Origin of the sequence: Serratia sp. NFX21 (assembly GCF_048517035.1) — a bacterium.
GTDB lineage: Bacteria > Pseudomonadota > Gammaproteobacteria > Enterobacterales > Enterobacteriaceae > Serratia > Serratia quinivorans.
In genome coordinates, this window is sequence record NZ_CP183196.1 from 4029912 (window position 1) to 4052201 (window position 22290).

The 22290-nt window shown below is 56.5% G+C and carries 20 protein-coding genes; 2 read left to right on the plus strand and 18 right to left on the minus strand.

Annotation, left to right across the window (positions count from 1 at the left end; genetic code table 11):
• Positions 1–8 precede the first annotated feature (8 nt).
• From elaB to idnO, 3 genes are all read right to left on the minus strand, one after another.
• Positions 9–320: a stress response protein ElaB gene (gene elaB / locus ACNT1W_RS18850; protein ID WP_012146001.1), complete on the minus strand. Its 312-nt coding sequence runs from the start codon at positions 318–320 to the stop codon at positions 9–11.
• Between the two features lie 85 nt (positions 321–405).
• Positions 406–1437, minus strand: coding sequence for an L-idonate 5-dehydrogenase (gene idnD / locus ACNT1W_RS18855; protein WP_026142459.1), 1032 nt, complete (start codon positions 1435–1437; stop codon positions 406–408).
• A 23-nt stretch (positions 1438–1460) separates the two neighbouring features.
• On the minus strand, positions 1461–2225 hold the full coding sequence (idnO, locus tag ACNT1W_RS18860) for a gluconate 5-dehydrogenase (protein WP_135345123.1): 765 nt from the start codon (positions 2223–2225) through the stop codon (positions 1461–1463).
• Positions 2226–2495: 270 nt separating this feature from the next.
• Between idnO and ACNT1W_RS18865 the strand changes: the two genes are divergently transcribed.
• The gene (locus tag ACNT1W_RS18865; RefSeq protein ID WP_012146004.1) at positions 2496–3479 is read left to right on the plus strand and encodes a substrate-binding domain-containing protein; all 984 of its coding nucleotides are present in this window, start codon (positions 2496–2498) and stop codon (positions 3477–3479) included.
• A 1-nt stretch (position 3480) separates the two neighbouring features.
• On the opposite strand, the gene ACNT1W_RS18870 is transcribed toward ACNT1W_RS18865, so the two are convergent.
• The 5 genes from ACNT1W_RS18870 to ACNT1W_RS18890 form a co-directional block, all read right to left on the minus strand.
• Positions 3481–3975 (minus strand): DUF1097 domain-containing protein, encoded by a 495-nt coding sequence (locus ACNT1W_RS18870; protein WP_419246008.1) that lies wholly within the window; start codon positions 3973–3975, stop codon positions 3481–3483.
• Positions 3976–4235: 260 nt separating this feature from the next.
• A complete protein-coding gene (locus ACNT1W_RS18875) occupies positions 4236–5480 on the minus strand; it encodes an MFS transporter (RefSeq protein ID WP_419246009.1) in 1245 nt (414 codons plus the stop codon).
• A 148-nt stretch (positions 5481–5628) separates the two neighbouring features.
• Positions 5629–6492 carry a DMT family transporter gene (locus ACNT1W_RS18880; RefSeq protein ID WP_419246010.1) on the minus strand — a complete coding sequence of 288 codons (864 nt, stop codon included), beginning with the start codon at positions 6490–6492 and terminating at the stop codon, positions 5629–5631.
• Between the two features lie 100 nt (positions 6493–6592).
• Positions 6593–7018: a cupin domain-containing protein gene (locus tag ACNT1W_RS18885; protein ID WP_012146008.1), complete on the minus strand. Its 426-nt coding sequence runs from the start codon at positions 7016–7018 to the stop codon at positions 6593–6595.
• Positions 7019–7108: 90 nt separating this feature from the next.
• Positions 7109–8938 carry a thiamine pyrophosphate-binding protein gene (locus tag ACNT1W_RS18890; protein WP_115184161.1) on the minus strand — a complete coding sequence of 610 codons (1830 nt, stop codon included), beginning with the start codon at positions 8936–8938 and terminating at the stop codon, positions 7109–7111.
• Positions 8939–9274: 336 nt separating this feature from the next.
• Between ACNT1W_RS18890 and ACNT1W_RS18895 the strand changes: the two genes are divergently transcribed.
• Positions 9275–10150, plus strand: a complete 876-nt coding sequence (locus ACNT1W_RS18895; RefSeq protein ID WP_115184160.1) for a LysR family transcriptional regulator — start codon at positions 9275–9277, stop codon at positions 10148–10150.
• A 79-nt stretch (positions 10151–10229) separates the two neighbouring features.
• On the opposite strand, the gene nuoN is transcribed toward ACNT1W_RS18895, so the two are convergent.
• The 10 genes from nuoN to nuoE form a co-directional block, all read right to left on the minus strand.
• Entirely contained in the window at positions 10230–11687 is a 1458-nt protein-coding gene (nuoN, locus tag ACNT1W_RS18900) for an NADH-quinone oxidoreductase subunit NuoN (RefSeq protein WP_012146011.1), read from the minus strand.
• A gap of 6 nt (positions 11688–11693) precedes the next feature.
• Complete coding sequence (gene nuoM / locus ACNT1W_RS18905; RefSeq protein ID WP_012146012.1) at positions 11694–13223, minus strand: NADH-quinone oxidoreductase subunit M; 1530 nt, start codon at positions 13221–13223, stop codon at positions 11694–11696.
• Positions 13224–13323: 100 nt separating this feature from the next.
• Entirely contained in the window at positions 13324–15171 is a 1848-nt protein-coding gene (gene nuoL, locus ACNT1W_RS18910; RefSeq protein WP_012146013.1) for an NADH-quinone oxidoreductase subunit L, read from the minus strand.
• Positions 15168–15470: an NADH-quinone oxidoreductase subunit NuoK gene (nuoK, locus tag ACNT1W_RS18915; RefSeq protein WP_012146014.1), complete on the minus strand. Its 303-nt coding sequence runs from the start codon at positions 15468–15470 to the stop codon at positions 15168–15170. The genes nuoL and nuoK overlap by 4 nt, the downstream gene beginning before the upstream one ends.
• Positions 15467–16027: an NADH-quinone oxidoreductase subunit J gene (gene nuoJ, locus ACNT1W_RS18920; protein WP_012146015.1), complete on the minus strand. Its 561-nt coding sequence runs from the start codon at positions 16025–16027 to the stop codon at positions 15467–15469. The genes nuoK and nuoJ overlap by 4 nt, the downstream gene beginning before the upstream one ends.
• 13 nt (positions 16028–16040) lie before the next feature.
• On the minus strand, positions 16041–16583 hold the full coding sequence (nuoI, locus tag ACNT1W_RS18925; RefSeq protein ID WP_004947256.1) for an NADH-quinone oxidoreductase subunit NuoI: 543 nt from the start codon (positions 16581–16583) through the stop codon (positions 16041–16043).
• Between the two features lie 14 nt (positions 16584–16597).
• Positions 16598–17575 carry an NADH-quinone oxidoreductase subunit NuoH gene (gene nuoH / locus ACNT1W_RS18930; RefSeq protein ID WP_012146016.1) on the minus strand — a complete coding sequence of 326 codons (978 nt, stop codon included), beginning with the start codon at positions 17573–17575 and terminating at the stop codon, positions 16598–16600.
• The gene (gene nuoG / locus ACNT1W_RS18935; RefSeq protein ID WP_218216838.1) at positions 17572–20310 is read right to left on the minus strand and encodes an NADH-quinone oxidoreductase subunit NuoG; all 2739 of its coding nucleotides are present in this window, start codon (positions 20308–20310) and stop codon (positions 17572–17574) included. The genes nuoH and nuoG overlap by 4 nt, the downstream gene beginning before the upstream one ends.
• 79 nt (positions 20311–20389) lie before the next feature.
• Positions 20390–21742: an NADH-quinone oxidoreductase subunit NuoF gene (gene nuoF, locus ACNT1W_RS18940; protein WP_012146018.1), complete on the minus strand. Its 1353-nt coding sequence runs from the start codon at positions 21740–21742 to the stop codon at positions 20390–20392.
• Complete coding sequence (gene nuoE, locus ACNT1W_RS18945; RefSeq protein ID WP_012146019.1) at positions 21739–22290, minus strand: NADH-quinone oxidoreductase subunit NuoE; 552 nt, start codon at positions 22288–22290, stop codon at positions 21739–21741. Before nuoE ends, nuoF begins: the two co-directional genes overlap by 4 nt.

A 22290-nucleotide genomic window follows, 5' to 3' on the forward strand; every position in this document is an offset into this window, starting at 1 on the left:
CAGGGAGCTTATTTACGTGACAGCAGCAAGCCCAGTACCAGACCGACCGTCGCACCAATCCCCACGCTGTGCCATGGATTTTCACGCACGTAACCGTCGGTGCGGCAAACCGCGTCCTTGGCTCGCGCATAGTAGGACTCGGTAGTATCAGCCAGTCGCGACTTAACCTCGCTCAATGCCTCTTCGGCATGTGACTTGATGTCGATATAGGCCTGATCGGCGCGATCGCCAGAGTATCTCAACACTTCTTCCAGCGTGTCGCTCAGCATTCTAAGATCGTCATCGAGCGTGGTTTGATCCCTATCCGTATTTCTCGCCATGTTAAGTTCTCCGTGATTAAAAATGATACGGTCCTTAACTATAGACAAGGATCGCCGCTCTTCGCCATCAGACTATTGGCTAAAATCAGAACACCAGCTGTACTTTGGCTGCCTGACTCTTGTCACCGGCAAAGGCCAACGCCTGCGCCAGTTGCTGGTTATCAAACTCGGCAGACAGCAGCGGCAATGGATTGACTGTCCCCTCGGCCAACCAGGCTACCGCCAAATCAAATTCTTCAACAAAACGGAACGAACCCAGCAGGTTTAACTCTTTGGCGATCAGCAACATCAGCGGGAAATCCGGGAAACTGCCCCCCATCCCTACCTGTACTACCGTGCCTTTGGCCCGGGTGACTTCCAGGCAGCGCTGCAACGACGACGGATGGCCAGAGACTTCAAAAGCGATATCAAAGTACCCCTTTTCCTGCTGATAGAGGCTAAAGTCGTCATTGCCGGCATGCAGACAACGGGTTGCCCCCATTTTCTGGGCAATATCCAGGCAACGTGGGCTGAGATCGGCACATACAATTTCGCCGGCGCCCAGCGCCTTCAATGCCGCCACCAGCAGGCAGCCAATTGGGCCAACGCCGGAGACAAACACCTTTTTCCCTGTCACTTCGCCGGGCTGCTTCGCCGCGTGTATCGCCACCGCCAGCGGTTCGGCAAACACCATCACCTTTTCATCACGATCGGCGTCAAAGGCAATACACTGCGCGCTATCGACCACTTTGTACTGGGTGAAGGCACCGTCAACATGCGGGAAATACATCGCGCTGCCGAAGAAACGCATCTGAGTACACTGGTTTTGCTGACTTGCCAGACAATACTTGCACTGCCCACAGGGCTTGCTGGGGTTTAACGCCACTTTCTGCCCCACCGGCAGGCGGGCAGTATCACTGGCCACCACTTCACCGATCACCTCATGGCCGAGCACCATCGGCTGACGCACCTGGAAACTGCCGACTTTGCCTTCCTGGTAATAATGCAGGTCGGAACCGCAGATACCGCCACGGGTGATTTTCACCAGTGTACCGATCCCCTGATAATCCACTTCCTGCTCCACCACCGCCACGTCATATTTGCCGTTCACCACGCAGGATTGGGTTTGAATTCTCATCATGATTTCTCCTGGGCAAGCGGCTATACCGCCGCGGACATGCCGCCATCGACAAACAGCAGCTGACCATTAACAAAATCGGAAGCCTGGGACGACAGGAACACCGCCGCACCAATCAGCTCTTGCGGGTCACCCCAGCGGGCGGCCGGGGTGCGCTTGGTCAGCCAGGCGGTAAACTCCGGGTTGTCCACCAGCACCTGAGTCATTTCGGTTTTGAAGTAGCCCGGCGCGATGCCATTGACCTGAATGTTGTAACGCGCCAGTTCAACGCACATGCCCCGCGTCAGCATTTTTACCGCGCCCTTGGAGGCGGCATACGGGGTGATAGTGTCGCGGCCCAGTTCGCTCTGCATCGAGCCAATATTGATAATTTTGCCGCTTTGGCGTTGTACCATATGGCGAGCTACGGTTTGCGACACTATAAATACCGCCTTCTGGTTGACGGCGATAATGTCATCCCAGTCTTTTTCCGGGAACTCGGTAAAGGGATGACGCCGCTGGATCCCGGCGTTATTGATCAGCACGTCAATGCCGCCACTTTCCGCCTCAATCCGTTCAATGGCGGCATGGATAGCCTGCGAATCGGTGACGTCAAAAGCCGCAGCATCGGCGCGAAAACCTTCACGTCGCAGTGTTTCAACGGCGCGCTGGGCGTTTTCCTGCGTGGTGGCATTAACCAGAATATGGGCGCCATACTGCGCCAGCCCACGAGCCAGCAAAAAACCAATGCCGCGAGAAGCGCCGGTAATCAGTATTTTTTTGTTATCCAGTGAAAATAAATTGTTCATAACGTTCCCCGGCGATGTCATTTGGATAGGACTGACGCCTATCTCAGCGGATCATCGCCGGTAAAAACGTGATAAAGATCACTTAAAATCGTGTTACTAAAAGCTGTTACCTTTAACGTGAAGCCACGCATTCCAGTGCGCCCAATAATTAATTCATTTCATTGAAAAATAGGGATTTTACACTTTATAACGCCGATTGTTATCACCAGATCGATTTGTTAACATGGCAGAATTCGCGATCTTTGCGCCCCACGCTGTTAAGGCCCCTAAATGAAGAACCAACGCGTCACGCTGCAGGATATTGCACTGCTCGCCGGTGTGACCAAAATGACCGTCAGCCGCTATCTGCGCACGCCGGACAAGGTGGCTGCCGAAACGGCTGCGAAAATTGCCCAGGTGATGAAAGAAGTTAACTTTACCGACAGCGATGAGGCGCGATCGTCCCAAAAGCCGCGCATCGGCGTGCTGATCCCCTCCTTCAACAACCAGATCTTTGCCGATCTGCTGGCCGGCATCGAATCCATCACCCTCGAGCACGGCTATCAAACTCTGGTGGTTAACTATGACTACAGCCGGCAGCGGGAAGAGGAACAGATTATCCAACTGCTGGCCTACCCCATCGCCGGGTTGATCCTCACCGATTCGGAGCACACTCTGCGGGCGGAAAAATATCTGGCGGCAACCAAAATCCCGGTGGCGCAGGTGATGAGTCTTGAAGGGCCCGAGGGGCGGATCGCCGTGGGGTTTGATAACTATCAGGCGGGTTTTGACATGACCGAAGCGCTGCTCGCCAGCGGGAAACGCCAGGTGGTTTACTTTGGCGCCATGTCCGACGCACGCGACACCAAGCGTTTCCAGGGCTATTGTCGGGCGATGGAAAATCAGGGACTGACGCCACGGCAAATCACGCCGCATCGGGTCTCGTCGGTCTCGGTCGGTTCTGACATGCTGGCCATGGCCCGCCAGCTCTACCCCAGTCTGGACGGCATTTTGTGCACCAATGACGATCTGGCGGTTGGCGTGTTGCAGGCGTGTCTGCGGCTCGGACTAAAGGTTCCGCAGGACATTGCGCTGTCAGGTTTTCACGGTCTGGATATTGGCAAGGCCACCACGCCGGGCATCGCCAGCGTGATCACCCCAAGGTTTGATATGGGCAAAGTCGCCACAGAGATTTTACTCAAACGCATCAAAGGGGTGCCGTGCATCGAGCGCGTTGACCTGCACTACCGCATTTCACTCGGCGGCACCATTTAAATCAGCGGTTAACATGCTCGGTAACAGCCGTTACCGGTTTGGGTTTCTCATTGCGGGCCGCCAGCCAAAGACCGCTGTTTTTCATCGCGTAGCCGAACACCAATCCCACCAGTAGGGACAGGCTCACCAGCGGCCAGTCGCCGCCACCGGCGAAGGTGGCGCAGGCGCCAATAAAGGTGCCGGGCACAAACCCCAACCACTGCTGTTTTGCCTGGATACACATCAGGAAAGCCACGGCGCCGGTCAGCAGGTAGCCGATGATGCTCAAGCCTGGGGCCAATTCGCTACCGTGAATAATCACCATTGCCCAAAATACCCCGCTGCCACAGGTTAGCAAGCTTATCAACAAGCCTTTCAGCCCACCCTGCGGGCAAGCAAAGTAGGCCGTGCAGCCGAGGAAACCGGCCCAGCTAATCAACCCCAGGCTGACGGCCACCCAGCCCCAAACGCCGGAGAGGATCCCGGTTGTCACAGCAATGGCAAAAATAACGTTCATAAACCGACCCGCAGCAGAGAAAGCGCGCAGTTTACTCGAAAATCGGCATTTTCATGTGATGTATTTCACATAAAATATGTAATGAGAAACAAGAGAATTACAGGTATGTGGAATTTGTCACAAAAAAAACCAGCGTGGCAAGCACGCTGGAAATGACACACAACAACACCAGGGAAATCGGCTCGCCACATTGCGCAGCGAGAACATATTTATTTCAAGTTTCAGTCAGCAAGACTTCCGCTTAAAAGAACAAGAATGTTTCAACGCGGGAAGCCCGCACGGGTCACCATGAAGCTCAAAACCAAGCACACCACGGCACTGACCATAAATAACAGGTTGACCGCCAGATGCAGGCTGGCATGGTCAATCACTACTCCCAACAGAATGGGTACCCAGTTGGCGATATAAGCAATAACATAAAACAGCGAAATCAGTCTTGCATGGCTGGCCTTCGGCGAAATCAGGTTCACCAACGTGGCGCTGCCGACAAAAATTGCCCCGTAGGCGTAACCCGCAATCACCATACCGGCACTGGCCAGGGCCAGCGAGTGAATTTGAATCGCTTCGGTGAACACCACCACCGACAACGCCTGCGCCAAGCAGCCAAACATCAGCGAGTGACGTGCATTAACACGACGGCTGAGGATCTGGCTGATACCGGCAATCACCAGGTAAACCGCGATCACGTAACCATAAATACCGCGGCTATGCATGCCAAGCAGCTTTTCCGACACGCTCGGGCCAATCGCCAAAATGCTGGCAGCCACCGCCCAACAGATAAACAGTGCACCGGCACACAGGTAGAACTTGCCACCGGTCGCACGCAGGCCGTCAGCCAATGAGCTTTTTTCCGCTGCGCCATCAACCGCCGCCGCCCCGCTTAACGGCGCGACCACCACTTCAACCGGCCATTTCAGCATCACGCCCAGCGCGGCCACTGCCGCCACCGCCATAATGATAATGAACGGCAGCGAAGTGGTATGGAACCCGGTTTGCAGCGCCACACCGCTGAAAATCGGCCCCAACGCCAGGCCGGTGGTAAACGACAGCGTGGCAATCAGCGCCGCATTTTTACCGCCGTCTTTCGGCCCAAAACGCACCAGCGCAATATTGGCCGCACCGGTTAATGCCCCGGTGCCGATCCCGGCCAGCAAACGCGCCATAAACATCATCAAAAACGAATCGGCCATCGAGAACAGCAAAGCCCCGGCCAGCACCACCAGCAACGCCGGCACAATCATGCTGCGCAAGTCTTTGACCTTGCCGGCCATGTTGCCCACGCCGAACAGTGAGATCAGTACGCCAGCGGCATAGGCGCCATAAATGACCGTCAGGCTGACCGAGCTTAGCGCCAACTCATGTTGATAAAGCGGATAAAGCGGCGTCGGCGCACTGCTGTTGAGCAATGCAGACATTAATGCCAGCGCTAAAAACAGCAGAATGGCAAAATGCGACGTGCCCGAATTCGCTTTAGCCGCTTCATCAACAGCCACACCTTCAGACATTTTTCTCTCCCGAAACAATCTGGATAAACACCAAGCCCTGAAACCAAATTCATCAGGAAACGCGTTTATCATACCTTTCGGGTATAACCGTCAAAATAGCCAAGAATGCATCATAGTGATTCATTAATGCATTCTGTTGAATGCAAAATTACACGGCCTCAGCCTTGGTGACCTTCGCCGGGGCGCGTTTCAAAATAGCCAGCGCACCGGAAAGAATAATCAACACCATGCCGCCCGCGGCAATATAAGACAGTTTCTCGCCAAACAGCAGATAACCGAGCAGCGTGGAGAAAATGATGGTGCTGTAGGACAGAATGCTGACTATCACCGCATTACCGCTGCCATAGGCACGGGTCATGGTGATTTGCCCCAGGCTGCCGAACACGCCGATAGCGCAGACGCACAGTATCATGGCGCTATCCAGCGTACTGAACCCCACCACCGTGGTCATCACAGCGCCCACTATCGTGCCCACCAGCGAGAAGTAAAACACCACCCGCAGCTCCGGCTCGCCCGTGCGCACCAGCTTACCGACGTTAAAATAGGCCAGCGCCGTCAGCAGGCCGGAAAGCAGGCCAATCAGCGTGGCGGCATACTCACCGTTCGGCGTATCGGGCCGCAGCAGCACCAGAATGCCAATAAACCCCAGCAGCACCGAGAACAGCAGTTTGCCGGTCAACTGGCCTTTGGAGGTGACAAAGGCGATCGCCGACTGAAAGATCGGGTTGGTGTAGCCCAGCGTGGTGGCAGTGGCGATCGGCAAATGGATCAGCGAGTAGAAGCCACAGTACATCGCCGCATTGCCGATGGCGGCGCGCTTCATATGCAGACCCAGATGGCGGGTGCGAAAACCGAGGTTTTTAACCTGAATTAACGCGGCAACGATCAGCACGTTAATCACAGAGCGATAAAAAATGATGTCGAAAAAGCCGACTTTGGCCGAAGCCAGTTTGATGCTGGCCCCCATCAGCGCAAAGAACCCGCTGGCGACAACCATCCACAAAGCAACCATGATTTCCTCGGAGTGCCGCCCCAATGGGCGACAAAAATAAAACGGGGCGAACCTATTCGCCCCTACGGCAACAGCATCGCGGTGTGAAAGACGACGGCTATTATTCGGCGGCTTTCACCGTCAACGGCTTGTTATCGGCACAGGCGAAGAACACCAGCATTTCGGCCCCTTTATCGCCGGAAACGCCCTGATGCACGATATCTACCGTATCGGTAAAGGAGTCGCCCTGCTTAAAGGTGTGCTTCACACCGGTTTTCTTTACCGTCAGCGAAACGCTGCCGCCGGTCATATACACCGCGCTGATGCACGGATGGGTATGCCAGGCCAGCACCTTGTTCGGTTCCACGGTGACTTTCAGCATGGTGATCTGCGGAGCACCGGCCGGATAGTGCTGGTACGGCGAACCTTCCCACGACGTCTCGGTTTTCAGCAGGGTTTCTTTGGTAATGCCTTCGCCGTGATCCTCAGCGGCCTGTGCATAGCCCTGAAATGCCATCATTAATGCCAGAAGTGTCAGTTTATACATCGTTATCGCTCCATGACTACTGTAAGTAAAATAGAATGGCGTGATACAAAGGACAATAATGACGACTCCCGCAATAACAGGGCTACGTCGTTACAAGCCTTTGATACGCTGCTCGTATTCTACGATGCTCTCGGCATAGTAGCGATTAGGTGCCACATGATTTCCTACCAACACTTCTATCAGGAACGGGCCTTCGTGCTCAGCCGCCGCGACCAGTGCCTCATCCAGCTCTTCCAGCGTTGACGCCCTGGCAGAAGAAACCCCCAGACTGTTGGCGAAGGCCTTCCAGTCGTGGTTTGGCAACGCCGTGTAGTCCGCCGAGACGCCGCGGTTCTGCAAGGTGTCGATATGCATCGCCCCGTGGGCGCAGTTGTTCATCACCACAAAGGTCATTTTGACCTGATAACGGGCCGCGGTCTGGATCTCCATACCGTGCATCAACATGCATCCGTCGCCGGTGACCACCACGCAGTCGCGGTGCGGTGCCGCCAGCTTGATGCCAATGCCGGCACAAATCGCCCAGCCCATCGGTGCCAGGGAGCTTGAGGTATGGTAATCACCACGCCCGCTGGCCAGCCAATGGTGCGCCATAAAGATGCGGTGCGCGCCGGAGTCGACCACTACGTTGGTGTCCGGGCCCATCCGGCTGCGAATGCGTTTGATGGCGTCGCCGGGGTACATATTGGCTTCACCCAAGGCCAGGCGCGCCTGCAAATCGGGCTGCTGTTGCTCCAACGGCAGTTGGCGCACCTGTTCAAGCCAGCCATTGCGCAGGCTCTTGATGGCGACCAGATGCTGATCTTCATCGCTGACCGCATCCAGCAGGTGCCGCAGCGTATCGGTCAGGCTGGAGAAAATCTGCATGTCCGGCTGATAATGCGAGCTGACCTTGTCGAAATCCTCATCGATCACCACCAGCGTTTTGGTGCCATGCAGCCGTGAATTCCAGTTCAGGCTGTCGCGCTGGCTGAGATCGCAGCCCAGCACCAGCAGCACGTCGACCTCGTCGCCATTGATGGTTTCCACAGCCCGGGTATGACCGGCGAAACCATACAGCCCCAGCGCCAGCTCGTGCCCTTCGGGAAAAGCGCCCTTGCCGGACAGCGTAGTGGCAACCGGCAAGCGGTATTTCTCCGCCAGGCGCAGCAGCAGCGCGGCATCCAACGGATTATTCATGCGGTTACCCACCAGGCAGGCAACGTTCAGCCCGCGCAGCAGATAATCATCCAACACCTGCTCCAGCGCCTGTTGGTCGATCGCCGCTTCACGGCACTGTGGCGTACGCTGTGGGCTGGCTTCATAATTGCCGGCTACCGTTTTCTTTTGCATATCGACCGGTACGCTTAAATAAGCGCGGCCTTTACGCTGGGTGTTCAGGCAGGACAAACTGCGCCGCAGCTCGTGCTGCAACGTAAGATTATTTTTCACTTCTATCGCGGCGGACAGCAGCGGTTTGACGATAGTCAGCTCATCAATGCCGCTATTGCTGCCGTCCTGGAAAGCGCCCTGCGCTTCATGATAAGTGGCGATACCGCCGGCCAGATACAGCACCGGGATTTTATCGGCCTGGGCCGCGGCCATCGCTGGCAGGAAATTCATGGTGCCGGGGCCGGAGATGCCCAGACAAACGCCAAACTTGCGGCTGGCGCGGGCGTAGCCGTCGGCCATAAAGCCGCAGGCGGTTTCATGAGCGCCGACGATGCCGCTAATGGCTGAATGTTCAATGGATTTAATCAGTGGGTACACCAGCTTGCCGGGTACCAGGAATATGTGCTGAATACCGCGTGCTTCAAGACCCTGGATAATCACATCAGCGTTTGTTTGCTCCGCCGCTTTCGTGCCGGGCGTGGCAATAACCCTGACACCATCCGCAGTTGCCAGTGCTACGGGGGTGTATAACTTCTCTGCGTGAGACTCCATTTTTAATGTCCAGTCGTGGTTGGCCAACCTGATTCAGAGTCGATCCCACCAGGCTGTTAGCCAACAGAGACAGGCTCTCATGCGCATCTGCTTTCGCGTTTAGGGTAACATTGGCACAAAACGTGCGCCAGATCACAGCATAAACGTTGATAAGGATAAAGATTGTCGGGTAAAAATAAAGATGCAAAATCGCTTCACGTTAATGCATTTATTCATATCCTGAAACATAATAAATAATTATGATACCAGCCCTGACTTGTCGCCTAAACCCGTGCCCGTAAGGTTGCGCAAGAATGAACACCAACAAGGCCGATAAGCCAGCATAAAGGAAATGGCATGATGAATTGGGATGACGCACGCTTCTTCCTGGCAGTAGCCCGCTGCGGCACTTTACGAAAGGCCGCCAATGAACTACACGTTGACCAGGCCACCGTCGGACGGCGTATTACCGCTTTTGAAGAGAGCCTGGGCTCCAAGCTGTTTATCCGCACGCCGAAATCATTCTCCCTCAGCCCTTTGGGTGAGGAAATGCTGGCAGACGTGATGAATATGGAAAATGCCGTGCAGGCGATTGGCCGCAAGGCCACCAGCGGCGACGACAGCCTGTGCGGTAACGTGCGCATCGCCACCACCGACACCATGGCCGAGGCCTTTGTCATACCGGCCTTGAAAGCGCTGCGGGAGCAACATCCGTTAATCACCGTCACCCTGCTAACGGCGGTGAATATCTCTGATATTTCCTACCGAGGAGCGGATTTGGCGATCCGTGGCGCCCGGCCCGAGTCCGATGAACTGATTATCAAACGTATGGCAACCATCGAAATGGGGCTGTATGCCACTCAGGACTATCTCGACAAACACGGACTGCCGACCAAGGGCGACCACCTGAGTGGCCATGACCTGCTGATGTTTCCACGCGAGCTGGTGCCGCGCCACTGGAACGACTTTTGTGGCGAAGCGCTGATCGACCCCAATGTAGTTTTGCAGTGCAATTCACAGTTGCTGTTGCGCTCGGCAACGCGTAACGGATTGGGCATCGGCCTGCTGTCCTCCTTCCTGGCGGACAAGGACCCGGATCTGGTGCGTATCTTCCCGGAGAATAAAGACTGGGTAGATATCTGGCTGGTACTGCACCCCGACCTGCAGCGCGCCGCGCGGGTACGTGCCGTAGTGCAGGCGTTGGAAACCTCGTTTAAAAACAATCCCGGTTGATCGTTCCAGTACTGCATCACTTCCCCGTCCCCATAAAAAAAGGTCGCCGAAGCGACCTTTTTTACTGCCTTGATGCCAATCAGAACATCGGCTGTGCCATCTGCACCAGCGTAATCAGCGGCTGCGGATAAACCCCCAGCAGCAACACCAACGCGGCGGAGATCAACACCACCACACCGCCTGCGGTCAACGCCCAGTTGTTCGGGGTATCGCGCTGCAGCGCTTCCGGCGCGCTGAGGAACAGGCTGACGGTCACGCGCAGGTAGTAGTACAAACCGATGGCACTACCCAGCACCACTGCGCCGGTCAACCACCACAGGTGAGCACTGACGCCCATCGCGATAACAAAGAACTTACCGATAAAGCCCAGAGTCATCGGGATACCGGCCAGTGACAGCATCATCACCGTCATTACCGCAGACAGAATTGGCTTATGCCAGAACAGACCACGGTAGGAGAACAGTGAATCGGCATCCGGGCCACGGTACGGGCTGGACATCAGGCTGACGACGCCAAACGCGCCCAGGCTGCTGAACAGGTAACCGGCCAGGTAAACCCCGGCGGTTTCCAACGACAGCTGATGGGTTTGCACCGCAATCAACGCCACCAGCAGATAACCCAGGTGGGCGATCGACGAGTAACCCAGCAGACGCTTGATATTGGTCTGGCTGATAGCCATCAGGTTGCCGAACAAAATAGAGCAGACGGCAATGATTGACAGCACCATGCGCAACGCTTCGTTGTCGGCGGCCGGCGCATACAGGAACAAACGCATCACCACGGCGAAGATCGCAATCTTGCTGGCGGTCGCCAGGAAGGTTGAAACCGGCGCAGGCGCCCCCTGATACACATCCGGCGTCCACAGTTGGAACGGCACCAGCGACAGCTTGAAGCCCAGACCGACAATCATCATGCCCATACCCGCCAGGACCAGCGGCTGGTGCATCATGTTTTCTTGCAGGCTTTTGCCCAGGCCAGCCAGTGACAGGTCGCCGGACTCTGCATACAGCAGCGCCATACCAAACAGCAGGAATGACGACGCGGCAGCGGACAGCAACATGTACTTGATGGCCGCTTCCAGCGGACGCTTCTGGCGGTAGGCATAACCCACCAGACCGAACAGCGGCAGCGAGATCAGTTCAATACCGAGGAACAGCGACGCCAGGTGGTTGGCGCTCGCCAGCAGAATGCCACCCAGGGTAGCAATCAGCACCAGCAGGTAGAACTCTTCGCGGTTGTCCGGGTAACCGACCAGCCAAGGATAGGCAAAGGTACAGGTCGCCAGACTCGCCAGAATCACCAGCCCGGTATAGAACATCGAGTAGCCGTCAACCCGCAGCAGCGGGGTGACGTCCATTGGGCCTGCCTGGCCAACAAAGTACAGCGAAAGCAGCGCCAGGTTTAGACCGATCACGGTCAGGGTGGCGTTGATAAAGTGGTCGCGTCGCCACGCAATGCCTAGCATCACAACCACCACCGTCAATCCGACGATCAACAGTGGTAGCAATGCGATCAGTTGTTGAGGAGTTATTGTCATGGCGAATTACGGCCTTGTTGTTGAAATTGCTGAAACTGACGAACCAAACCAGTGTTGCACGTTGCTCATCGCCGCATTGGAAGTATCCAGAATCGGCTGCGGGTAAACCCCCAGCAGAACCAGCAACACCACCAGCAGCAGAATGATGAACAGCTCACGCGCGGTCATGCCCGGTAACGGTTGGTCAGACTTGGCTTTGCCGTAATAGGCGCGCTGCATCATGATCAACGAGTAAACCGAAGCAAACACCAGACCGAAGGTAGAAATCACGGTGATCACCGGCACAACCTGATAGCTGCCGAACAGGATCATGAATTCACCGACGAAGTTACCGGTACCCGGCATCCCCAGGGTCGCCACTGCGAAGAACAGCGACAGCGCCGGGATGTATTTGATACGCCCCCACAGGCCGCCCATTTCACGCATGTCGCGGGTATGCAGACGTTCGTACAGCTGGCCACAGATGATGAACATACCGGCCGCAGACAGGCCGTGCGCAATCATCTGGATTACCGCACCCTGGTAAGCCAGTTGGCTGCCGGTGTAGATGGCAATCAGCACGAAGCCCATATGGGAAACCGAGGTATAAGCAATCAGACGCTTGATATCGGTCTGCGCAAATGCCATCCAGGCACCGTAGAAGATACCGACCACGCCCAGCCACATGGCGATTGGCGCAAACTCGTGCGACGCTTCCGGGAACAGCGGCAGGCTGAAACGCAACATGCCGTAGGCCGCCGTTTTCAGCAAGATCCCCGCCAGGTCAACAGAACCTGCGGTGGGTGCCTGGCTATGCGCATCAGGCAACCAGCCGTGCAATGGCACCACCGGCATTTTCACCGCAAAGGCGATGAAGAAGCCCAGCATCAACAGGTATTGCACGTTATGGGACATTGGCGTCTGCAGCAGGTCTTCGTAATCGAAGGTCCACACGCCGGTCGCGTTATAGTGCACGAACACCAGGCCCATGATGGCAATCAACATCACCAGACCACTGGCCTGGGTATAGATGAAGAACTTGGTAGCCGCAGTGATACGGGTCTTCCCGTCCGACGCCTTGTGACCCCAGAGTGCAATCAGGAAGTACATCGGCACCAACATCATTTCCCAGAAGAAGAAGAACAGGAACATGTCGATGGCGAGGAACACGCCGATTACCCCACCCAGGATCCACAGCAGGTTCAGGTGGAAGAAGCCCTGGTATTTCTGGATTTCACGCCAGGAACAGAGAATGGCCAGCACGCCCAGCAGGCCGGTCAGCACCACCATCAGCAGTGACAGGCCGTCCAGCGCCAGGTGGATGGAAATACCAAAGCGTGGGATCCACGGCAGCAGGAATTCAGACTGCCACTGCGGAATGCCTTTCGGCGTAGTCAATGTGTAGCCACCCTGCATCCACAGATACAGAGAAAGCGCCAATGTCAGCCCCATTGCGATCAACGCAATCCAGCGCGGCACCTTAGTACCGAAGCGCTCAAACTGCCAGCACAGCAGACCGCCAATAAAGGGGATAAGAATTAGCCAAGGTAATAGCATGGCGTTTTGTGTCCCTTATACGAATAATTTCAAACTTTGTACGTAGCGCCTGCCCTGCAGGGCGCTACGCCCGAAAAATGCGTCTGTTTAAATTATTCAATTAAACCAGAATCAACAGAGCCAATACGACCACTGCACCCACACCCATAGACGCTATATACCAACGCACCTGACCGTTCTCGCTCACTGTCAGACCTCGGTTCCCCCAGCGGGAGAAGATGGCCGGCAGGTTCATCATCGAGTTCAGCGGATCACGCTGCAGCAACTTCGCAATACCCAGGTACGGCTTGACGAACACTTTGTCGTACAGCCAGTCGAAGCCCCAGGCATGGAACCACCAGGTCGAGAAGAAACGCCCCGGTGCGCTATTGGCAATGCGGGTAACCAGGCTACGTTTGCCCAGCCACAGCGCCGCCGCCAGCAGGATGCCGACAATAGCCACTACGCCGGAGGTAATCTCCAGTTGCAGCACGCTACCGTGCGCCAGCTCGGTGGTGTCTGGCAGTACGCCCTGCAATGGCGGAACGATCATCGCGCCAACGAAGGTGGACAGCACCAGCAGAACCAACAGCGGCAGGTGGTGAGTGATGCCTTTACCGGCATGCGCTTTGATTTTCTCTTCGCCATGGAACACGATGAAAATCATACGGAAGGTGTACAGCGAGGTCATGAACGCACCGACCAGACCGGCAATCATCAGGTTGATGTGACCGTTAGCCATCGCACCGGCCAGGATCTCATCCTTACTGAAGAAGCCTGCGGTGATCAGCGGCAATGCCGACAGCGCAGCGCCACCCACCAGGAAGCAGACGTAAACCAGCGGAATGCTCTTGCGCAGGCCGCCCATCTTGAAGATGTTCTGCTCGTGGTGGCAGGCCAGGATCACCGAACCGGAGGAGAGGAACAGCAGCGCCTTGAAGAACGCATGGGTCATCAGGTGGAAGATAGCCGCATCCCACGCCTGCACGCCCAACGCCAGGAACATGTAGCCAATCTGGCTCATGGTGGAGTAGGCAAGCACGCGCTTGATATCGGTCTGCACCAGCGCGGCAAAGCCGGCCAGCACCAGGGTCACCGCCCCGATAATGCCCACCAGATGCAGCACTTCCGGCGCCATCAGGAACAGGCCGTGAGTACGGGCAATCAGGTAAACGCCCGCGGTCACCATGGTTGCTGCGTGGATCAGTGCAGAAACCGGGGTTGGACCCGCCATCGCGTCTGCCAGCCAGGTCTGCAACGGCAACTGCGCCGATTTACCTACTGCACCACCCAGCAACATCAACGTAGCCCAGGTGATCGCCGTATCGCCGACCGCCAGTTTTTGCGGTGCCAGGATCATCAGTTCGCGGATGTTCAGCGTGCCCAGCTCGTTGTAGAGGATGAACAGCGCAAATGCCAGGAACACGTCACCGACGCGGGTCACGATGAAGGCTTTCATTGCCGCCGCACCGTTGGCCGGATCCTTGTAATAGAAACCGATCAACAGGTAGCTGCACAGGCCCACGCCTTCCCAACCCAGGTACAGCAGCAACAGGTTGTCTGCAAGTACCAATACCACCATGCTGGCGATAAACAGGTTAGTGTACGCGAAGAAGCGTGAGTAGCCCTCTTCACCGCGCATGTACCAGGAAGCGAACATGTGGATGAAGAAGCCCACGCCGGTCACCACTGACAGCATGGTCAGCGACAGGCCGTCCAGCGTCAGGGTCACGCCGATATTGAAATTACCGACGCTCATCCAGTTCCACAGGTTTTGCTCAAACAGCTGCACACCCGTGGCTTTCTGGGCGAAGAAGTCCATACCCACGTGGACCGTGACCAGAGCAGCCAGGCCGATAGAGCCTACGCCGACGATTGCCGAGGTGTTCTCAGACCAGCGGCCTCGGGAGAAGGCCAACAGCAGGAACCCGATCAGCGGTAGCAGAATAGTTAAATATAATAGGTTCATCCGCGCATCTCACTGACAGTATCAATATTCAGGGTATGACGACGACGGTAAAGCTGCAGCAGCAATGCCAGACCAATACTGGCCTCGGCGGCTGCCAGGCTGATCGCCAGGATATACATCACCTGCCCGTCCGGTTGGCCCCAGTAGCTGCCCGCCACGATAAACGCCAGTGCCGCGGCGTTGATCATCACTTCCAGGCTGATCAGCATAAACAGCAGATTGCGACGCACCAGCAACCCGGTCAGACCCAGGACGAACAGAATTGCCGCCAGGATCAGGCCATGTTGAAGAGGGATCATGCTTGCTCCTCCGATTTTCTTCTCGCCATTTCGCTACCGGCCGGGGCGTTGCTCAACACCTCACCCGGTTTGTGCTCACGGCCAATGTGGAAGGCAACAACCAGACCTGCCAACAGCAGCATTGAAGCCAGCTCAACCGCCAGAACGTAAGGACCAAACAGGCTGATCCCCACCGCTTTAGCGTCAACCATCTCACCGCTGATGCCCTGATCGGACACGCTGCGGATAGCGACAATCAGCACCACCAACAGCGCCAGCGACAAGATGCCAGGGCCGATCCACACCGACGGTTTGAGCCAATCGCGCTCTTGTTGCTGCACCGCGTTGCCGAGGTTCAACATCATCACCACGAACACGAACAGCACCATGATGGCACCGGCGTAGACAATGATTTCCAGTGCCGCGGCGAAGTAAGCGCCGAGTGAGAAAAAGACTGCAGAGATCGCCAGTAACGAGACGATCAGATACAGCAACGCATGCACAGGATTGGTATGCGAGATCACGCGAATTGTCGCGATCACCGCAATAAAACCTGCCAGATAAAAGGCAATTTCCATGCTTGCTGGCTCCTTAAGGCAACAGACCTTTGACGTCGATCGGTTTGGCTTCGTTTTCGGCTTCGCCCTTGGCTTTGCCGTCAATCGCCATACCGGCCATCCGGTAGAAGTTATATTCCGGATATTTACCCGGCCCCGAGATCAACAGATCTTCTTTTTCGTACACCAGATCCTGGCGCTTGAACTCACCCATTTCGAAATCCGGCGTCAGCTGGATCGCGGTCGTTGGGCAAGCTTCTTCGCACAGGCCGCAGAAAATGCAGCGCGAGAAGTTGATGCGGAAGAACTCCGGGTACCAACGGCCATCTTTCTGTTCTGCTTTTTGCAGCGAGATACAGCCCACCGGGCAGGCAACCGCACACAGGTTACAAGCCACGCAGCGCTCTTCGCCGTCCGGATCGCGCGTCAGCACGATGCGGCCACGGTAGCGCGGCGGCAGGTAAACCGGTTCTTCCGGATACATCTGGGTTTCGCGCTTGGCGAAGGCGTGCAGGCCTATCATCCAAATGCTGCGCACCTGGGTGCCGAAACCAACCAATAACTCTTTCAATGTCATGGTTTATTCACCCCTTATTGAGCGTTGTACAAAATGACGGCGGCAGTCGCCAGCAGGTTCAGCAGCGTCAACGGCAGACACACTTTCCAGCCGAAGGACATCACCTGGTCATAGCGCGGACGTGGCAGAGCAGCACGAATCAGAATGAACATCATCATGAAGAAAGCCGTTTTCAGCGCGAACCAGACGAATGGCGGCAGGAATGGACCCTGCCAGCCACCGAAGAACAACGTCACAATCAGGGCAGAAACGGTGACGATACCTATGTATTCACCCACAAAGAACAGCCCGAACTTCATGCCGGAATATTCAATGTGGTAACCGTCAGCCAGTTCCTGCTCGGCTTCCGGTTGGTCAAACGGGTGACGGTGACACACCGCCACACCGGCAATCGCAAAGGTAATGAAACCAAAGAATTGCGGGATGACGTTCCACATATGCGCCTGAGATTCAACGATCGCCTGCATGTTGAAGGAGTCCGCCTGTGCCACCACGCCCATCAGCGACAGGCCGATGAACACTTCGTAGCTCAGGGTTTGCGCAGAAGCACGCATCGCCCCCAACAGCGAGTATTTGTTGTTGCTCGACCAGCCGGCGAACAGCACGGCGTATACCGCCAGGCCGGCCATCATCAGGAAGAACAAAATACCGATGTTGAGGTCGGACACCGCCCAGGTCGGGCTGACCGGGACGATGGCAAATGCCAGCAACAGGGAAGTAAAGGCGATCATCGGCGCCAGGGTAAAGATCACCCGGTCGGAGAATTTCGGTACCCAGTCTTCCTTGAAGAACATTTTGATCATGTCGGCGACCAGCTGCAGCGAGCCACCCCAGCCGACACGGTTTGGTCCATAACGGTTCTGGAACAGACCGAGCAAACGGCGTTCGCCGAAGCTCATGAATGCCCCACAGGTGACTACGACCAGCAGGATCACTACCGCTTTAACAATGGAGATCAGAATGTCGATCACCTCAGGGGTAAACCAGCTCATCGTGTCGCCTCCCGCAGATTTTCAACCGTTGCACCCACCAGTACCGGCGGGATCCCTGGCAAGCCGAGCGGTAAGCCCAGTTGGCCCTGGGTCAGGGTTTCACTCAGACGCACCGGCAGACGCAGGGTCTGGCCCGCACAGCTGAACTCCACCAGCGCACCGGCATTGACGCCCAGCGCAGCCGCATCGGTCGGATTGACCATCACATAGGCATCCGGCATGCGCTGCTGAATCACCCCGGAACGCTGTGACATTTCATCACTGCCGAACAGGTGGTAATAAGGCGCAACACGCCAGCCTTGCTGTTGACCAAACGCGGCAGGCACGCGGTCGAAGTAACCCAGTTTGCCCTCCCCCGCTTCGATCAAACGCACGCCCGGATCGCCATGACGCAGCTTGCCGCCCACTTCGGCCTGGAATTTGTTCCATGCTTGCGGTGAGTTCCAACCTGGTGCCCAGGCAAATGGGATCTGCTGGCGGTCGGCGAACGGGCTGTTGTTCCCTTCCATTGAGAAGGCGAACATGGTGTCTTTATCCTGCGGCTGACGCGGTTCGTGCACGCTGATATTGGCACGCATCGCCGTACGGCCACTGGAGCGAATCGGAGAACGCGCCAGTTTCTGACCGCGGATACGGAAACTCGCGTCCGGTGCAGCCTCGACAATGCCCTGCAACTGCGGCAACGCGGTAACACAAGCTTCGATCACATGATCAAGCTGCGTCCAGTCCACGTGGCGGCTGGTATAGGTGGAATGCAGCGAGTGCATCCAACGCCAGCTTTCCAGCATTACGGTGTAAACGTCTTTCTTCGCGTCGTCGTAGTACGCCGGATCGTAAACCTGGAAGAAACGCTGAGCGCGGCCTTCCTGATTGACCAGAGTCCCGTCGCTTTCCGCGAAGCTGGCCGCCGACAGGATCAGATTAGCTTTATCCATGATGGCGGTACGCTGATGATCGACCACGATCAGGTTACTGACCTTGGCCAGTGCAGCGTCCACTTTCGCCGCCGGCGCATGCCGGTAGAGATCGTTTTCCATCACGATGGCCGTGTCGGCTTCGCCGCTTTCCAACTGGATCAGCGCCTGATCGAGCGAACCGCCGCCGATCATCGACAAACCGATGCTGTTGGCGGCGCTGGCTACGAAGGTGATGCCGACGTCAGAACCGCGATCCTTCAGCGCCTTGGCGATGTTGGCCGCCGCTTCGATGATGGCTTCGCTACCAGCGTTGCTGCCGGTGACGATCAGCGGTTTACGCGCGTCGGTCAGCGCCTGCACGATAATATCGACTTTCTTGTTCAGGCCGTCAGCCAAATCGTTGACCGCCGGAGCCGCGTTGTCCAGCGCATGGGCGATGGCGAAACCGAAGCGCGCCTGCTCATCCACCGGTGCACGGTAGTTCCATGCCGCGATATCGTCCAGACGGGTGTTATCCACGTTGGTAACGAACAGCGGGTGTTTGGCGTGCTGGCCAATGTTCTGCACCGCAGCAATCTGCCAGTCGGCAACGCGTTGGGCCGCAGCCATGGCACGAGCCTTGCCCTTCACTGCCTGACGTACAGACAGGGCAATACGCGCGCCGGTCTGGGTCAAGTCTTCACCCAACACCAGCACTGCGTCATAGCCTTCGATTTCGCGCAGCGCAGGCGTGTGAACGCCGCTGTTTTGCAGCACGTTCAGCATCAGGTCCAGACGGCCCTGTTCGGCCTGCGAGATACCGGTATAGAAGTTCTCGGCACCCACCAAGTCACGCAGTGCGAAGTTACTTTCCAGGCTGGCGCGTGGTGAGCCAATGCCGATGGTTTTCTTCGCCTGACGCAGGATGTCCGCCGCGCCCTGCATCGCCTGCTCGGCGTTCAGGGTGATCCAGTCGTCGCCACGCAGTTGCTGTGGCTGACGTGGACGATCTTTCTGGTTCACGTAGCCATAACCGAAGCGGCCGCGATCACACAGGAAGTAGTGGTTCACGCTGCCGTTATAACGGTTTTCGATACGACGCAGTTCGCCATAGCGCTCGCCCGGGCTGGTGTTACAGCCGATGCTGCACTGCTGGCAGATGCTTGGCGCAAACTGCATGTCCCACTTACGGTTATAGCGCTCGGAGTGGGTTTTGTCGGTGAACACGCCGGTCGGGCACACTTCCACCAGGTTACCGGAGAACTCACTTTCCAGCGTGCCGCTCTCGACGCGTCCGAAGTAGACGTTGTCGTGCGCGCCGTAAACACCGAAGTCGGTGCCGTCCGCATAATCCTTGTAGTAGCGCACGCAACGGTAGCAGGCGATACAGCGGTTCATCTCATGCGAGATAAACGGCCCCAGCTCCTGGTTGTTGTGAGTACGCTTACTGAAACGGTATTTACGGAAGCTGTGGCCGGTCATTACTGTCATATCCTGCAGGTGACAGTTACCGCCTTCTTCACATACCGGACAGTCGTGCGGGTGGTTGGTCATCAACCACTCAACCACGCTTTCGCGGAACTGTTTGGCTTCGCCATCGTCGATGGAAATAAAGGTTCCATCGGATGCCGGTGTCATACAAGACATCACCAAACGGCCACGCGTATCTTCCGCGTTTTGGTATTGCTTTACCGCACATTGGCGGCAAGCGCCGACGCTTCCCAGCGCCGGATGCCAGCAAAAGTAAGGAATATCGAGCCCGAGGGAGAGACAAGCCTGCAGCAGGTTGTCGGCCCCATCTACGTCGTATTCTTTGCCGTCTACATGAATCGTAGCCATAGTCAGCATGCTTCCAAGTGGCCTGCCTTGCGGCAGGCGTTAATCAAAAATTCTGGCCGTGTCGTCGGGGCGAGTCGGCTTACCAGCGTTGCTTCAGCAGATTATTGGCCTGAATACCGCCAATCGCATGCGCGTTGCTGAAGTGCTTCACTTTGATGCCCGCTTCGAACTCTTCACGGAAATATTTAATTGCGCTTTGCAGTGGCTCTACGGCACCTGGCGCGTGGGCGCAGAAGGTTTTGCCCGGGCCGAGAGAACGGCACAGCTGCTCAAGGGTTTCGATATCCCCCGGCTGCCCTTCGCCGTTTTCCAGCGCACGCAGGATCTTCACGCTCCACGGCAGACCGTCACGGCATGGCGTACACCAGCCGCAGGACTCGCGAGAGAAAAACTCTTCCAGGTTGCGCACCAGCGGAACCATGCCAATCTCGTGGTCTACTGCCATCGCCAGTGCAGTACCGAGACGGCTACCGGCTTTACCGATGCTCTCGAAGTCCATCGGCAGATCGAGGTGATCGGCGGTCAGGAAGTCGGTGCCCGCGCCGCCTGGCTGCCAGGCTTTGAAACGCAGACCGTCACGCATACCACCGGCGTAATCTTCCAGAATTTCACGTGCGGTGGTACCAAACGGCAGCTCCCAAACGCCTGGGTTTTTCACCCGGCCGGAGAAGCCCATCAGTTTGGTACCGGCATCGTTACTCTTGCCGGCGGAGATCCCCTTGTACCACTCAACGCCGTTCGCCAGGATCGCCGGAACGTTACACAGGGTTTCTACGTTATTGACGCAGGTCGGTTTGCCCCAAACGCCGGAGGAAGCCGGGAAAGGTGGCTTGGAACGCGGGTTGGCACGGCGGCCTTCCAGCGAGTTGATCAGGGCGGTTTCTTCGCCACAGATGTAACGACCGGCACCGGTATGAACAATCAGCTCGAAGTCGAAGCCGCTGCCCATGATGTTCTTGCCCAAATAACCGGCTTCGGTGGCTTCGGCGATCGCTCGGCGCAAATGCACCGCAGCTTCGATGTACTCACCGCGCAGGAAGATGTAGCCACGATAAGCCTTCAGCGCGAACGCCGAAATCAGCATGCCTTCCACCAACAGGTGCGGCAGTTGCTCCATCAGCAAGCGGTCTTTATAGGTGCCCGGCTCCATTTCATCGGCGTTACACAGCAGGTAACGGATGTTCATGGATTCGTCTTTCGGCATCAGGCTCCACTTCAGACCGGTGGAGAAACCTGCACCGCCGCGACCTTTCAGCCCGGCGTCTTTCACCAGGGTGACGATCTCGTCCGGAGCCAGGCCTTTAATCGCCTTTTCAGCACCGGCATAGCCGTTCTTGCTGCGATATTCATCCAGCCAGACCGGCTGTTTGTCATCGCGCAGCCGCCAGGTCAGCGGGTGCATTTCGGGAGTGCGTACAATGTCTTTAATCATTGATACTGCTCCAGTAGCGTCTCGATATCTTCAGGCTTCAGCTGACTGTGAGTGTCCTCATCAATCATCATGGTTGGCCCTTTATCGCAGTTGCCCAGGCAGCAGGTTGGCAGCAGAGTGAAACGGCCATCAAAGGTGGTTTGACCCGGTTTGATGCTCAGCTTCTTCTCAATGGCGGCCTGAATGCCCTGATAACCGGTGATGTGACAAACAACACTGTCACAATAACGGATCACGTGGCGCCCTACTGGCTGACGGAAAATCTGGCTGTAGAACGTGGCCACGCCTTCTACGTCGCTGGCAGGAATGCCCAGCAGCTCCGCGATGGCATGAATCGCCCCATCCGGAACCCAGCCACGCTGCTTCTGCACAATTTTCAGTGCTTCAATGGAGGCAGCGCGTGGATCCTCGTAATGGTGCTTTTCGTGCTCGATCGCATCACGTTCTTCCGCACTCAGCTCAAATGCATCAACGCCGCTCTGGGGAGCGGCCGCATTGATAGGTTCAAGCGCTTGGTTATTCGCGTGATTGTCTTTTTGATCATGCAT